At 39.7% G+C, this 14516-nt stretch carries 14 protein-coding genes; 8 read left to right on the forward strand and 6 right to left on the reverse strand.

Going from position 1 to position 14516, the window contains the following annotated elements; genetic code table 11:
* Nucleotides 1–44 precede the first annotated feature (44 nt).
* Nucleotides 45–938, reverse strand: a complete 894-nt coding sequence (locus RV13_RS12800) for a LysR family transcriptional regulator (RefSeq protein WP_010747406.1) — start codon at nt 936–938, stop codon at nt 45–47.
* A gap of 122 nt (nt 939–1060) precedes the next feature.
* Here RV13_RS12800 and RV13_RS12805 point away from each other — a divergent pair, with 122 nt between their 5' ends.
* Together RV13_RS12805 and RV13_RS12810 are read left to right on the forward strand one after the other, a co-directional pair.
* A complete protein-coding gene (locus RV13_RS12805) occupies nt 1061–2701 on the forward strand; it encodes a malolactic enzyme (protein ID WP_010747405.1) in 1641 nt (546 codons plus the stop codon).
* Nucleotides 2702–2756: 55 nt separating this feature from the next.
* Nucleotides 2757–3722, forward strand: a complete 966-nt coding sequence (locus RV13_RS12810) for an AEC family transporter (RefSeq protein ID WP_010747404.1) — start codon at nt 2757–2759, stop codon at nt 3720–3722.
* A 50-nt stretch (nt 3723–3772) separates the two neighbouring features.
* On the opposite strand, the gene RV13_RS12815 is transcribed toward RV13_RS12810, so the two are convergent.
* Nucleotides 3773–5383: an ABC-F family ATP-binding cassette domain-containing protein gene (locus tag RV13_RS12815; RefSeq protein WP_010747403.1), complete on the reverse strand. Its 1611-nt coding sequence runs from the start codon at nt 5381–5383 to the stop codon at nt 3773–3775.
* A 139-nt stretch (nt 5384–5522) separates the two neighbouring features.
* Here RV13_RS12815 and RV13_RS12820 point away from each other — a divergent pair, with 139 nt between their 5' ends.
* A complete protein-coding gene (locus tag RV13_RS12820; protein WP_231371734.1) occupies nt 5523–5900 on the forward strand; it encodes a PTS sugar transporter subunit IIA in 378 nt (125 codons plus the stop codon).
* Between the two features lie 92 nt (nt 5901–5992).
* Here RV13_RS12820 and spxB read toward each other — a convergent pair whose 3' ends face one another.
* Nucleotides 5993–7714: a pyruvate oxidase gene (gene spxB / locus RV13_RS12825; RefSeq protein WP_028020746.1), complete on the reverse strand. Its 1722-nt coding sequence runs from the start codon at nt 7712–7714 to the stop codon at nt 5993–5995.
* Nucleotides 7715–7966: 252 nt separating this feature from the next.
* Here spxB and RV13_RS12830 point away from each other — a divergent pair, with 252 nt between their 5' ends.
* Nucleotides 7967–8785 carry a ZIP family metal transporter gene (locus RV13_RS12830; RefSeq protein WP_010747400.1) on the forward strand — a complete coding sequence of 273 codons (819 nt, stop codon included), beginning with the start codon at nt 7967–7969 and terminating at the stop codon, nt 8783–8785.
* A 48-nt stretch (nt 8786–8833) separates the two neighbouring features.
* On the opposite strand, the gene RV13_RS12835 is transcribed toward RV13_RS12830, so the two are convergent.
* Complete coding sequence (locus RV13_RS12835) at nt 8834–9028, reverse strand: hypothetical protein (RefSeq protein ID WP_010747399.1); 195 nt, start codon at nt 9026–9028, stop codon at nt 8834–8836.
* A 167-nt stretch (nt 9029–9195) separates the two neighbouring features.
* Here RV13_RS12835 and RV13_RS12840 point away from each other — a divergent pair, with 167 nt between their 5' ends.
* Nucleotides 9196–9768 carry a TMEM175 family protein gene (locus RV13_RS12840; RefSeq protein ID WP_010747398.1) on the forward strand — a complete coding sequence of 191 codons (573 nt, stop codon included), beginning with the start codon at nt 9196–9198 and terminating at the stop codon, nt 9766–9768.
* Between the two features lie 167 nt (nt 9769–9935).
* On the opposite strand, the gene RV13_RS12845 is transcribed toward RV13_RS12840, so the two are convergent.
* Both RV13_RS12845 and RV13_RS12850 read right to left on the reverse strand, forming a co-directional pair.
* Complete coding sequence (locus tag RV13_RS12845; RefSeq protein WP_010747397.1) at nt 9936–10556, reverse strand: DUF2922 family protein; 621 nt, start codon at nt 10554–10556, stop codon at nt 9936–9938.
* Nucleotides 10557–10601: 45 nt separating this feature from the next.
* On the reverse strand, nt 10602–10985 hold the full coding sequence (locus tag RV13_RS12850) for a hypothetical protein (RefSeq protein ID WP_010747396.1): 384 nt from the start codon (nt 10983–10985) through the stop codon (nt 10602–10604).
* Nucleotides 10986–11426: 441 nt separating this feature from the next.
* Here RV13_RS12850 and RV13_RS12855 point away from each other — a divergent pair, with 441 nt between their 5' ends.
* From RV13_RS12855 to RV13_RS12865, 3 genes are all read left to right on the forward strand, one after another.
* Nucleotides 11427–12104, forward strand: a complete 678-nt coding sequence (locus RV13_RS12855; protein WP_010747395.1) for an HAD family hydrolase — start codon at nt 11427–11429, stop codon at nt 12102–12104.
* Nucleotides 12097–12504: a DUF4809 family protein gene (locus RV13_RS12860; RefSeq protein WP_010747394.1), complete on the forward strand. Its 408-nt coding sequence runs from the start codon at nt 12097–12099 to the stop codon at nt 12502–12504. Before RV13_RS12855 ends, RV13_RS12860 begins: the two co-directional genes overlap by 8 nt.
* 223 nt (nt 12505–12727) lie before the next feature.
* Complete coding sequence (locus tag RV13_RS12865) at nt 12728–14188, forward strand: aldehyde dehydrogenase family protein (protein ID WP_010747393.1); 1461 nt, start codon at nt 12728–12730, stop codon at nt 14186–14188.
* Nucleotides 14189–14516 lie beyond the last annotated feature (328 nt).

The following is a 14516-nucleotide window of genomic DNA, read 5'->3' on the forward strand; positions in this document are numbered from 1 at the left end:
TGTCACCAACACTAGATATTATAGAGCCAGATTTCCTCACTTTTTTATTGTTCATTTTGTTGACTAAACCCGCGAATCAATTCAATCAATTGCCCACGAATGGTTGAATCCAACACTTGATCCCGTTGGACAAGTGAGATTATAAACATAGGCTGAGGCTGATCAGTGATTGGAATCATGACTAAATTATCTTCAGGCAAGATGGCCAGTTCAGCTAAAAATCCGATGCCGATTTGTTCACGAATCATCCCTTTTAAAATATTCAAATTACTATTTTGATAAATAATTTGTGGGTCAAAATGAGCCTGCTGCGCCATTTTTTTAAAGGCGGTTGGATGAACATAGTGTTCATTTAATAATACAAAGGGTTCATCTTTTAATTCAGAAAAAGCGATCTCTTTGCGTTTGGCTAATGGATGATTGGGACTAACGACAATCATGAATTTTTTTTCGATCAATATTTCACTAGTTAACTCATCATCTCGAATAGGTTGCGTTGACCCCAGCAGGGCAAGATCGATTTTGCCACGGCGTAAAAGGCTGTAAAGGTCTCTTGAACCGCCATCCACTAAGTGAATATGACGCATCAAATTATTCTTAAAAAGATAAGAAGAAAGCTTAGGAAAGTAAAAATTTCCGATGATAGGCGGCAGCCCGAAGTCTAGCGTCTCCTCTTTTAAGCGGTCAATTTCAGTTACTGCGATAGTAACCTCTTTTAAAATGTTTGAAATATGACGAGAAAGGACGATCCCGGCTTGAGTGATGATTAATTGTTTGTGAGATTGATCTCGATAAACCAGTTCTGTTCCTAGTTCATCCTCTAACCTTTTTACTGCATAGGTAATGGTTGGTTGGCTCACATGGAAGGCGTTGGCGACCTTTGTAAAGCTCTTTTCTCGTACTAAACGTTGGAAGTATTCTAAGTCTTTAAAGTTCATAATAATCTCCTCTTGTGAAATTAGATTATCATATAAATAAAATTTATCCTAAGCTTTTGTTTTGACTATAGTTGGCGATTGCGTGTAATGTGCTAACTGTAATCAATAAGGAGGAGAAAAGTATGAAAGGAATCGAAATTTTAAATAACCCATTTTTAAATAAAGGAACCGCATTTACAAAAGAAGAAAGAAAACAATATGGTTTAACAGGCATGTTGCCATCCAAAGTGCAAACCTTGGAAGAACAAGCGGATCAAGCTTACGGTCAATACCAGAGCAAAACAACGAACTTAGAAAAACGTCTCTTTTTGATGGAAATTTTTAATACGAACCGTACACTATTTTATAAGTTAATGGGACAACACGTCGTTGAATTTATGCCAATTGTTTATGATCCAACTGTGGCGGATTCAATTGAACAATACAATGAACTCTTTGTTGAACCACAAAATGCCGCATTCATCTCAATTGATGATCCAGAAAGCATCAAAGAAAGCTTGAAGAATGCAGCTGCTGGCCGTGATATTCGCTTAATCGTTGTTACAGATGCTGAAGGAATCTTAGGTATCGGTGACTGGGGTGTTAACGGAGTAGACATCGCGATTGGTAAATTGATGGTTTACACTGCAGCCGCAGGAATCAATCCAGCACAAGTCTTGCCTGTATCCATTGATGCTGGAACGAATAACCAAGAATTACTAAATGATCCATTGTACTTAGGGAACAAACATGAACGTGTTTATGGGGATAAATATTACGAAGTAATCGATCAATTTGTCGAAGCTGTAGAAGAACTATTCCCTGAGGTATTACTTCACTGGGAAGACTTCGGTCGTTCAAATGCAGCGAACATCTTGGAAAAATACCAAGACAAAATCACGACCTTCAATGATGACATCCAAGGAACTGGGATTGTTGTGTTAGCAGGTGTTCTAGGTGCGTTGAACATCTCCCAAGAAGATTTAACCAAACAAACCGTAATGACATTTGGTGCAGGAACTGCAGGGGTCGGAATTGCGAACCAATTGCTAGATGAAATGAAACGTCAAGGATTATCTGAAGAAGAAGCTCGGAAACACTTCTATATGGTTGATAAACAAGGTGTTTTATTTGAAGATACGGAAGATTTAACTCCAGGTCAAAAAGACTTTGTTCGTCAACGCAGTGAATTTTCAAATGCGGATGAATTGACGAACTTAACGGCGGCTGTAAAAGCGATCCATCCAACAATTATCATCGGTACTTCCACTCAACCAGGTGCCTTTACCGAAGAAATTGTCCGAGAATTAGCTGCTCATACAGAGCGTCCGATTATTTTCCCATTATCTAATCCAACGAAATTAGCCGAAGCAACGGCGGAAGACCTAATCAAATGGACAGACGGTAAAGCTCTGATCGGAACAGGGATTCCAGCAGATGACGTCAAATATAATGGTGTTACTTATCAAATCGGTCAAGCCAACAATGCACTGATGTACCCTGGTTTAGGACTTGGAATTATTGCTTCAACTGCGAAACGTGTGAATGGTGAAATGCTCTCCCAAGCGAGTCATGCACTAGGAGGAATCGTTGATACAAGCAAACCAGGAGCTGCTGTGTTACCACCTGTATCAAAATTAACTGAATTCTCTCAAACAATCGCTGAAGTAGTTGTGAAAAGCGTAGTTGATCAAAAATTAAACAAAGAAGAAATCAAAGACATCAAACAGGCTGTTGAAGAGATGAAATGGTATCCAGAATACCAACCGCTTGATGTTGATTAAAGTATTTATACAGTTAAAAAAATAGTTTTTACTTATGAAAAAGGGGGAAGAAAAGATGATTTTCTTTCAATCAATCCAAAGTGTTTTAAGCATCATTATTATGATTGCTTTAGGATATATCTTGAAAGGTCAGGGTTGGTTTGATGATAGCTTTGGAAAAAGTATTTCATCATTAATCACACGTGTGGCTTTACCAGCCTCCATCTTTGTATCCGTATTAAAAAATTTAACAAAAGAGAGCCTGTTCCAACTATCGGGTAGTTTAATCTACCCAGTTGGGGCAGTCATTATCTCTTATATCTTAGCTTATGCGTTAGTGAAAATTTTAAAGATTCGTCCGGGACGTCGTGGGATATTCATGAATGCGGTCGTCAATGCGAATACGATCTTCATTGGGTTACCTTTAAATATTGCTTTGTTCGGTGAAAAATCATTGCCTTACTTCTTGGTTTATTATGTGACAAACACCGTTTCTACTTGGGCGTTTGGGGTATTCTTAATCTCTAATGATGACCCAACGAAAGTAAAAGGCGAAAATAAAGCGAAATTAAACTGGAAGAAATTGTTGCCACCACCGTTACTTGGATTTATTGTCGCCATCATCTTCTTGTTGGTAGGCATTCCAGTACCAAGCTTTATCAATGCGACACTTGGCTATGTAGGTAGTATTGTAACGCCATTGTCCTTGCTTTATATTGGGATTGTTTTGTATGACGCTGGCTTGAAGAGTATTCGTTTTGATCGCGATACGATCGTAGCGTTATTAGGACGTTTCGTCTTGGCACCAGCAGTTTTAGTTGCTTTGATTGCTCTGGGATCAAATGCTTTTGGCGCAAGCTTAGCACCTTTATTGAAACAAACATTGATTGTACAATCTGCGACACCAATGTTAGCTGTTTTGCCAATCTTAGCAAATGAAGCTCATGGGGATGTCAAATACGCCACCAACTTGGTTACAACAAGTACCGTATTATTTGTGATTGTCGTTCCGATCTTGATGGAACTTGTACAATTTATTTAATAGAAAAAACCTTCGCGAGAAAAAATCGCGAAGGCTTTTTTTTAATACAATTAACTTAATTGCTTTTGAACTTCTGGGTTTTCCAGGAATTCATCATAGGTTGTTTCCGCACGATCCACAACGCCATTTTCAGAGATAGCGATGATACGATTGGCAATCGTTTGGATAAACTGATGGTCGTGAGAAGCAAATAGTAGCGATCCTTTGTAAGCGATCAGACCATCGTTCAATGCTGAAATCGATTCTAAGTCTAGGTGATTGGTTGGATCATCCATGACTAAGACGTTTGATTTTGACAGCATTAGCTTCGATAACATGCAGCGAACTTTTTCACCACCGGACAAGACATTGACAGGCTTCATTACTTCGTCACCTGAGAAAAGCATGCGCCCTAAGAAACTGCGTAAGAAGGTATTATCGTCCTCTTCTTTGCTGGCGTATTGACGTAACCAATCAAGGATCGGCATTTCACTGTCGAACTCTTTGGTCGTGTCTTTTGGCAAGTAAGCCTGGCTAGTTGTTACACCCCAGCGAATCGTGCCTGTGTCAGGTTTAAGATCTCCCATGATGACTTTGAACAGGGTCGTTGTGATTAAGTCATTTTCAGCGATGAAAGCAACCTTATCATCACGATTCAAGGTAAAGGAGATATTGTCTAAAATTTTCTTGCCATCAATCGTCACACTGACATTGTCTACCTGTAGTAAATCATTCCCTATTTCTCGTTCAGGTTTGAATTGTACGAAAGGATACCGGCGTGAAGAAGGCTGGATATCGTCTAATGTGATTTTATCCAACATCTTTTTACGAGAAGTTGCTTGCTTAGATTTTGACGCGTTAGCGCTGAAGCGAGCGATAAATTCTTGTAATTCTTTGATTTGTTCTTCTTTTTTCGCATTTTGTTGAGATTGTAATTTTGCTGCTAACTGACTTGATTCTAACCAGAAATCGTAGTTTCCGACATATAATTTGATTTTCCCGAAGTCTAAATCGGCCATGTGAGTACACACTTTGTTTAAGAAGTGGCGGTCATGGGAGACGACGATTACGGTATTTTCAAAGTTAATCAAGAATTCTTCTAACCAGTTGATGGATTGGATATCTAGTCCGTTCGTTGGTTCATCTAGCAATAGAACGTCAGGCTTTCCAAAAAGGGATTGTGCCAAAAGGACTTTGATCTTTTGCCCAGCAGTTAATTCACTCATTTTTTGCTGATGCAATTCTTCAGGAATGTTTAATCCCTGTAATAAAACAGCGGCTTCTGGTTCAGCTTCCCAACCATCAAGTTCTGCAAATTCACCTTCTAGTTCTGCTGCGCGAATACCATCTTCGTCAGAAAAATCTTCCTTCATATAAATGGCGTCTTTTTCTTGCATGACTTGGTATAGGCGTTCGTGTCCCATAATGACTGTTTCTAGAACAGTATATTCTTCGAAATCAAAATGGTTCTGTTTTAAAACAGCCATCCGTTCATTTGGTCCTAGGGTAACAGAGCCAGTAGAAGGCTGAATATCGCCTGCTAAAATCTTAAGAAAGGTTGATTTTCCGGCACCATTGGCACCAATCAACCCGTAACAATTGCCGGGAGTGAATTTAATATTTACGTCATCAAATAGTTTACGATCAGGAAACTGTAAACTAACGTCACTTACTGTAATCAATGATTTTCCTCGCTTTATCAGTATTGGCGCAAGGCCTCTTTGCATTATATCGGGGAACATCTGAAGTTTCAAGTCAACCGTTAAGAATTTACTTGGGAATTAAAATAGGATAGACTTGGCAATGAAGGGATGTGTCAGTATGATCGGGATCATTATCGCGACCCACGACCATTTAGCGGACAGTCTGTTAAAGACAGCGGAGTCCATTCTAGGTGATCAAAGCTGTGTGGAGACTTTAAATATCGAACCAGGGGCTACAGGGCTGCAAGAAAATATTGAGGACTATGCCAAAGAGTTATTAACGAAAGTGGATGAACTTGTTTGGCTGGTGGATATGTTTGGCGGTACACCCTTTCGCTATGCCAGCTTCTGTGTGATGAATGATTCACGTCAGTCTTTAGTGACAGGGGTCAACTTACCAATGGTCTTGCAGGCGTTGGTCAATCGAGAATTGCCAGCAGATGAACTGACCAAGCAATTAGAAAAAGAAGCAAAACAAACGATTCGCAGAATGTAAAAAAGGTTGTGCCAAAAATTTGGGCACAACCTTTTTTGTCTATTGCTAGTCTGCTTTTCCCAAAAGGATCACACGGACAATATTCATTTGCTCTATTTTAGGAGTTCACGCAATGTTGGCATATCGTGAACTTGATATTTTTCTTTGAAGGCCTTGATTTGTTCTTCAGAGAATTTATCTGGTTCAAGCTCTAATGCTTCCACTGGTAAAGGACGTTCATCCTTGATTTTAACATCAATAACAACGGGACGCTTGCTTGCTTTGGCTGCGGTGAAGGCGGGTTCTAATTGGCTATATTCAGTGATGGTAAACCCATCAGCGCCAAGTGCTTCCCCAACTTTACCAAAGTCAGCTCCTTCTAAGAAAACACCAAATTTTTGTTGTTCAGTATCTTCTTGTTCAGCTTCAATAAAACCAAAAGCATTATTTGAGAAGACGACGTTGATAATTGGTAAGTTGTATTTTACCTGAGTAATGATGTCCTGCATCTGCATTGCAAAGCCGCCATCACCACTGAAGGTAAAGACTTGCTTCTCTGGATAAGTTAATTGTGCAGCAATTCCGCCTGGAACACCATTCCCCATTGTTGCGAACCAACCAGAAGTTGTAAATTGCTGTTCGCCATTCATTTCTAAGTGGCGGATAGCATTTAACGTAACATTTCCCACATCGGCAACATAGACAGCATCTTGTTCGGCAATTCGATTTACTTCCTTAAAGACAGGTTCTGCACGTAATGGTGTTGAATCATCATTATAGAAGCTTTTACGCCAAGCGTGCCAATTACGAATGTTTTCTTGATTGGCTTTAAGCCATGCATCCGCTGGACGTGCGTTTCCTAGTTCGACCCAACGACGTAAAGCAGTAGCGCCATCACCTAAAACCGATTGATCGACTTGGTGACGACGACCAAATTTCGCCGCATCAATATCAACTTGAATGAATTTTGCATCTGGGTTAAAGAAGTAACGGCCAAATGGAAAATCGCTGCCGACAAATACGATTAAATCGGCATCAGCTAAAGCTTCATTGGCAGGTTTGGTCGCAACACGCGCCGCAAAGCCTAAGAAGTTTTCATAAAGATCAGGGACAATTCCTTTTGCTAAAACAGCTGCTGCAACAGGCATTGAAAAATGTTCAGCAAATGCTTTGATTGCATCAAAGCCACCGCGTACACCTTGTCCAATATAAAGAACAGGTTGTTTCGCTGCTTCAATCAATGGTAAGGCTGCTTTGAGATCTGCTTCATCGGGAAGTAGCACACCTGTTTTATGATTTTTGGCTGTTGCGATTTCTGTTTCTTCAATTTCTGCAAAACCAAGGTCAACAGGGATAGTAACAACTGCTACGCCTTTTTGTTGGTAAGCCGCTTTAATCGCTTCATCAATCACATGAGGCAAACTTTCCGCTGTCATCACCGTCCGATTGTAGACACTAACATCTGCAAACATCGGATTTTCATTTAATTCTTGGAAAGCATTATAGTTCATAGCAGTAGAGGCGACTTGTCCCAATAAAGCTAAAACAGGAACATGATCCATTTGCGCGTCATAAAGACCGTTGATCAAATGACTGGCACCAGGACCAGCAGAACCAAAGACAGCACCGACTTTACCAGTTAGTTTTGCATCCGCAGCAGCAGCGAGAGCACCCGCTTCTTCGTGGCGCACTTGGATATATTTAACGGATTCGCGTTCGTGATATAAGGCATCCATCGTTGAGTTGAATGATCCACCGGGAATACCATAGATATGATCAATATCCCAAGCTTCTAAAACATTGACCATGGCAACTCCTGCATTAATTTTTGACATTTTTTTCACTCGCTTTCTTTTTGTAAGTTTCCTACCTAAAAAGTATAACGCGTCTTAAAAAAACCAGCAAAGAAAGAGTCTCAAAAGAAGTTTACAGGCTCGCCTAAAACATGATAAAGTAAATTTGAACAAACGTTTTCAGGATACCCATTCATTTTGGGCAGATAAATATTTTTCATCTCCCAAGTACAGATTCTTGAAGTGGGTGCTACTAAAAGAAGAAAGAATAATTGTTGAAAGTAGGAGGTTCACATGGTTGAGTGGATATTAAGCTTAGCAGTATGGCAGCAAGCGTTGGTTGGGACGTTATTTACTTGGGGAATGACTGCTCTAGGTGCCGCATTGGTTTTTTTCTTTAAAAATATCAATCGAAATGTATTGAATCTGATGCTGGGCTTTGCCTCAGGTGTGATGATTGCAGCGAGTTTTTGGTCTTTATTAGATCCGGCCATAGAAGCTGCCGAGGAAAATGGCTCGATTCCCTGGCTAGTGGTTAGTCTTGGTTTTGGTTTGGGCGGATTGTTTCTCTATCTTGCGGACAAAACAATCCCGCATATGCATTTTGGACCAAACAAAGAAAAAGAGGGCTTTCCTAGTCATTTAAAACGAACAATTTTATTAGTATTTTCGATTACTTTGCACAATATCCCAGAAGGATTAGCTGTTGGGGTTGCATTTGGTGCTGCTAATGAAGCCGCCAATCCAACTGCGGCAGTCTTGGCAGCAATATCAGTATCATTAGGTATTGGGATACAAAACTTTCCAGAAGGAGCGGCGGTTTCGATTCCTTTACGTCAGGAAGGGTTAAGTCGAACCAAATCATTTCTTTACGGCCAAGCTTCAGGGTTAGTCGAACCGATCGCTGCTGTAATTGGTGCATTACTAGTGACAAGTGTTGAGCCACTATTGCCCTATGCACTATCTTTCGCTGCTGGAGCCATGATCTATGTCGTAGTAGAAGAGTTGATCCCAGAAGCACAAGCAACAACGGATAGTAAACATCATTATGGTGTGTTTGGTGCGATGTCTGGATTTATTATTATGATGATTTTAGATGTAGCGTTAGGGTAAGACTAAAAAAATCGTCGAAAGCTTAGCTTTCGACGATTTCTGTTTTTTTTAATAGGTACGTCCACGACGTTTCGTCAACCAGTTGACTAAGAAGTAGGCGATCGCTAAAGGAATAGCGATTCTAAAGAACAGACCAATTAATCCAGAAAGGATCGGACCAACGATACTTAAAATCAAACTAGCAACTAAGAAAAAGCCGACAACAGCTAAAATTCGTACAACCATAGGGTATTCTTTCATCATTTTACATTCCTTCTTTCCATTTGTTTTAACTTAAATACAGTTTAGCAAACTATTTTCTCACTTACGTCCAACTTAAGACGTATTTATTGGCAAACGAGGCTCTTTTTTGGTTAAATAAGAGTCGAAGAAACTAATTTTTAGTAAGTATTGAATGGAGTTAAGGAAAAATGCCAAAATCTCGAATTGAAGCTTTTACAGATGCGGTCATTGCTATTATTATGACTTTGCTGGTTTTAGAATTACATGAACCAAATGGACCGACTTGGTCTGCCTTTCTACATATGGAGCATAAATTTATTGTTTATCTGATCAGTTTTGTTAGCTTAGCGATTTATTGGAACAACCATCATCACCTTTTTCAATTAGTGCATAAAGTAGATGGTTGGGTTCTTTGGGCAAATAACTTTTTGATTTTAATGATGACCTTATTTCCCTATGTGACTGCTTGGGTCGGGGATTATCCTTTTTCATGGGCACCACAGGCATTGTATGGACTTGTCACGCTAGGAACCGATTTTGCCTACTACTTACTAGTACGAGCACTAGTGCGAGCAAATGGGAAAGATTCTAAGATTGGTCAATTATTTAGACATTATCCGAAGTTGTATTTATCTATTGGTTTAGCAATTGTGGCATTGATTCTAGGGAAATTGATTGCTCCAATTGCAGTATTGATTGTCAATGTCCTGATTTTATTAATGTGGTTCATTCCGGAAAAATCGATCGAAAAGACATTGTAAAAAGCGTATTCCTCAAAAAAGGTCTACTTTGAAAGAGATGCTTCTCAACACCTGTGACTATGTATGAAAAGTTGCAGGTGTTTTTTGTTATTCCAGGTTACTTCGTATAAGTAAGGGGAGACGAAAGCAACAGACCTACGTGTAGCTTATTTTGAGAAGGGCAGAATTTAAGTATGGGAATCACCGTCTCGAGAACGGATGTCTGGATCGTCCTTGTTCCGATTCTTCCTGCGAAGAAGCCAAGCGAAGAAGCCTTTTTGCGTAGATTGTTTTTTTGGAACTTCCGCAGGCGTAGCTAAAGTGGGTGAAGTTTCACTAACAGAGTTCGTTTCTATTGATGGAATCGTCTTTTCTCCGATTTGTGGTGCAGTTATGATTAATGAAGGTGAGTCGTTTTTTGTTTCTGCTGGTTCTGTAAGACTTTTTTCGATGGCCATTCTAGATGAATTGAACAAATAGTCATAGCTGCTGCCTGTTTTAACAGCTGGCATTTCAGGTTTTTTCTCTATTTTTGGAGAAGGAACCTTTTTTTCTTTTTCGCAAGGGAGCTCTTCTTGTAGTTCCTTTTCTTTATCAAAAATCTCTGTCTCATAGGTGGTTACGATCTTGGCTGTAACGACAGAATCAAATAGTTTTACGCCATTTTCTTCAAAAATATCCAATGTCGTTAAGAGTTCACAAGCTTCTTTGATGACGGGTATTGGCAGATCATTCTTTAGATTGCTATATTTCCAGTCATGTGTTTTCCCTAGACCGTTAGTAAAGGTCGCGACTAAATCTTGTTGCATATCCTTCTTTTCCTTTCTTAAATATTTTGTGCAGCTTCTTTTTCATCAAGGCTCGGTTGTTTCATCAGGACGGACTTTTGCAATCAGGGAACGGACAAGGGACACGGCTTTTTCACCAAAGTTACGAACAGGGAAGGTTCTTAGTTTTAATGCTTGCCATTCAGGCGCCATAAAGTAATCTTGGAAATAATAGAAAAAACGTTTAATGGTGCGAGTGGCTTTGGTGTTCATAAAAATCTCACGGACGAGATCCTTCAGAATGAAGGCAAACTCCTCCGCACCTAGCTGGTGTCGTACTTTCAAAGTGAGAATGTATTTGATGGTTAAGCTGCTGTTTTGTGTACTGTAATAATAGTCTTTGATGCGTTTTTCTAAGGTTGTTGATTTTAGGTTGAACAACTGGCGGTACGAAAGAACTTGTTCATTCATGGGATGTCCTCCTTATTTTTAGTTGAGAAAGAGAGAAGTGAGTTTCCTTTCTCATATGTTTTCTTCAAAAATTACTCGGCCGATGACTATAAGATAAAGCATTTTAAAAATAAAAGCGAACCGCAAAATCGCACTTTACCCCTCAAATTCGAAGGTTTGAAACGAAGAATTAGGCTTTGTAGAATGTAAACAAGCTATGTTGAGGGGCAAATGGAAATTTCGCGGTTTGAAAAAAGAAGGTGAACTGTATTATAATAAAAAGTTTCATTGAAAATATATTTTTAAGGGTGGATAAACTTGTTTTTGTCTCTTTAAGTAAAAGAATCCAGTTCCATTTATCGAAAATCCTATGGTAAACTATTTTGAGAATGTCTATTGTCAATTTGAGGTGCGGTGCCTCTTATTTTTCAATGAATGAAGTAAAGGTCAAGGAGGGTATCTATGCTAGAAGCGATTATTTTCGATATGGATGGTGTATTAGTAGATTCAGAATATACGTATTTCCAAAGTAAATCACAGATCTTAAAAGAGGCCGGGCATGAAGTAGAAGAAAGCTATCATTTTCAGTTCATGGGAACGACTAGTGAGTATATGTGGGAACAAATGAAGCAAGAATTTTCACTGCCTTTATCTGTAGCAGCATATGTTCAGCGTATGACTGATTTGCGCCAAGCAATGATTAAACGCGATGGAATCAAGGTAATACCTCACGTACAGGAGTTCGTGAAGCGATTGTATGATGGTGGCTTAACATTAGCCGTAGCGTCATCCTCATCGTTAGTAGAGATCAAGGCAAATTTGACGGAAATAGGCTTGTCTGAGTATTTTTCAGAAGTCGTCAGTACAGAAGAGGTAACCCATTCAAAACCAGCCCCAGATGTTTATCTAGCCGCGGCAGAGCGAATAGGTATAAAGCCTGAAAATTGTTTAGGCATTGAAGACACGAAAAATGGTGCCGGAGCGGTTCATAATGCGGGAATGGTTTGTGTGGGTTTTGCTAATCCAGCTTTTCCTAAGCAAGACTTGGCCTTTGCGGATGTCGTGGTTTCGACATTTGCTGATTTGGACCCGAATGCACTGACTCAAATTTATCAAGAAGTGAGGGATCAGCGTGCCTAAAGCAGCGATTACCAGTAAAGCTTTTTTGATTGAGGGTGGGTGTAATGCCTGCGGCCTGCAAAATACGGAGACCTTCACTATTCATTTTGAAGATCAACGATCCTCTGTGCTGGATCAGTTTGATGTTCCATCACTTGTCCAGACGATCGCACAAAAAAATGGTTGGCGGGAGACTGCCATTCCAGTAGGGATCGGAGAAGAAGAGATTGTTTTGAAAAAGGATAATGATGTGATCCAACCGAAATATCTTGGGGACCAAATAATTTATCAAGCAGGCAATCAGCGAATTCAAGCAAAGCAACAGTATGATGACAATCAGGAATTATTTGAACAGGTAAACAATATTTTGGTTCAGCTGTTCAAAATTGACCCGTATGACATAAGAATAGCTGTTGAGTAAATCCTAGAGAAATGAAGTGCCCCCAATAGTCGGACTTTTTTCGGAGTAGAGAAATCTACTCCGTTTTTGTTTGTTAAAATTAGTGATTATGCTACTTTCTGTGTTGTTTCTTGTACCTGAATAGGGCTTTTCTAATGCATTTTCCATTTTTCTCTGAGCCGTAATTTTGCATTTTATTGAAAGCGTATTCTATGATGGGAAGATACAAGAGAGGTGGATGAGAATGGAAAAACAGTTCGAAAATCAATTTATTGGCGGAGAATGGAAGGTGGGTAATGACTTAGAACACGTAAATGAGGACAAAAATCCCTACACGCAAGAGACGATCCTGAGCATACAAGGTGCGAATACAGAGGATGTAGATGAAGCCTATCGAGCCGCTCAAAAAGCACAGAAAGAATGGATGCAGCAATCGCCTCAAGAGCGTAGTACCGTTATAAAAAAGGCAGCTGAGCTGATGGCAGAAAAGCAAGAGGAGATTATCGACTGGCTAATTAAAGAAGGCGGCGCAACAAAAATTAAAGCAGGGCTCGAAGTTAATTTGGCAAAAGGGATTACGGAAGAGGCAGCTAGTTTCCCAATGAGAGTAGAAGGAAAAATCTTACCTACGAATACCGCTGGAGAAGAAAGTTTTGTGATGCATCGACCTTTAGGAGTAATTGGAATCATTAGTCCTTGGAATTTTCCATTTCATTTGACGATGCGGTCGTTGGCGCCAGCACTTGCTGCTGGGAATGGGGTTGTGATTAAACCAGCCAGCGATAGTCCAGTAACTGGCGGTCTTTTGCCAGCAAAAATTTTCGAAGAGGCTGGTGTTCCTAAAGGCTTAGTCAATGTCACGGTTGGCAGTGGTAGTGAGATTGGGGACTATTTTGTTGGGCATGCGATCCCAAGTTTCATTTCCTTTACCGGGTCAACGCCTGTTGGCAAGAATATCGCTAGCCAAGCAATGAGTGGGGAAAAGATTAAGCAGGTAGCTTTGGAATTGGGAGGGAACTCTCCTTTTATCGTATTGGCTGATGCGGATATTGAAGAAGCGGCTCATGCGTTGATTGTCAGCAAGTTCATGCATTCTGGTCAAATCTGTATGGCTGCAAATCGTGCGATCGTTGTTGAATCCGTGTTTGATGAATTTGTTGATAAAGTGGTTGAACGAGTGAAAAAATTAGTTTCTGGAGATCCTGCCGATGAACAGACAGTTATTGGTCCGATCATCAACCAAAAACAAACAGATCAAATCGAAAAAATGATTCAGCAGGCGCAAGAATCTGGAGCCGAATTTTTGGTAGAAGGGACGATTGAAGGGCAGGTCATTGAACCATTTGTGCTCGTTTCCGAAGATCCGACCTTAGAGATTTTCCATGAAGAAATTTTTGGTCCAGTACTTCCAATTCTGAAAGTAAAGGATACACAAGCAGCCATAGAAGCAGCAAATGATACGGAATACGGGTTGTCCAGTGCTTTATTTACCAAAGACTTAAATCAGGGCAGAATCATAGCCAATAAAATCGAATCTGGGATGTGCCATATTAATGGATTGACTGTCGATGACCAGCCAAACGCCCCCTTTGGCGGAGAAAAAAATTCTGGTATCGGCCGTTTTAATGGCGAATGGGTATTAGAAGAGTTTACTAGAGTTCAATGGGTAACCACCAAATCAGGAAAAGGACGATATCCATTTTAAAATTTATACCAATCTTTATAAAAAATACTGAAGTGACTTAAAAGAGTTACTTCAGTTTTTTTGAAGGTAAATAAAGTACAAATTCACTCAGAACGTTTATTTTAGCAAGCAACCTAATTTTTTGACGAAAAAATAGTAAAGTCTAGCTTACATAAAAAACAGACAAATAATGAGACTCTTGCTAAAATGAGTAGAGAACGAGAGTACCAAGTTGCATAATATGTGATCAAAAACAGAAACGTTAACGTGATTTTTCACCGTTATTTAAGGGTTTTTAGTTTTTGGTCAATTTTTTTTGTGAAAGAAAGTATTTGTAAGCACCAAGTTG

It is taken from the genome of Enterococcus raffinosus (genome assembly GCF_001886185.1).
Taxonomy (GTDB): domain Bacteria; phylum Bacillota; class Bacilli; order Lactobacillales; family Enterococcaceae; genus Enterococcus_A; species Enterococcus_A raffinosus.

Coding starts and splice junctions, on each gene's coding strand:
- spxB (WP_028020746.1), bottom strand. CDS start 7,714: ATGTCAAAAATTAATGCAGGAGTTGCCATGGTCAATGTTTTAGAAGCT.
- RV13_RS12850 (WP_010747396.1), bottom strand. CDS start 10,985: ATGAATGAACAAGTTCTTTCGTACCGCCAGTTGTTCAACCTAAAATCA.
- RV13_RS12820 (WP_231371734.1), top strand. CDS start 5,523: ATGATCGGGATCATTATCGCGACCCACGACCATTTAGCGGACAGTCTG.
- RV13_RS12855 (WP_010747395.1), top strand. CDS start 11,427: ATGCTAGAAGCGATTATTTTCGATATGGATGGTGTATTAGTAGATTCA.
- RV13_RS12805 (WP_010747405.1), top strand. CDS start 1,061: ATGAAAGGAATCGAAATTTTAAATAACCCATTTTTAAATAAAGGAACC.
- RV13_RS12830 (WP_010747400.1), top strand. CDS start 7,967: ATGGTTGAGTGGATATTAAGCTTAGCAGTATGGCAGCAAGCGTTGGTT.
- RV13_RS12865 (WP_010747393.1), top strand. CDS start 12,728: ATGGAAAAACAGTTCGAAAATCAATTTATTGGCGGAGAATGGAAGGTG.
- RV13_RS12810 (WP_010747404.1), top strand. CDS start 2,757: ATGATTTTCTTTCAATCAATCCAAAGTGTTTTAAGCATCATTATTATG.
- RV13_RS12845 (WP_010747397.1), bottom strand. CDS start 10,556: ATGCAACAAGATTTAGTCGCGACCTTTACTAACGGTCTAGGGAAAACA.
- RV13_RS12835 (WP_010747399.1), bottom strand. CDS start 9,028: ATGATGAAAGAATACCCTATGGTTGTACGAATTTTAGCTGTTGTCGGC.
- RV13_RS12800 (WP_010747406.1), bottom strand. CDS start 938: ATGAACTTTAAAGACTTAGAATACTTCCAACGTTTAGTACGAGAAAAG.
- RV13_RS12840 (WP_010747398.1), top strand. CDS start 9,196: ATGCCAAAATCTCGAATTGAAGCTTTTACAGATGCGGTCATTGCTATT.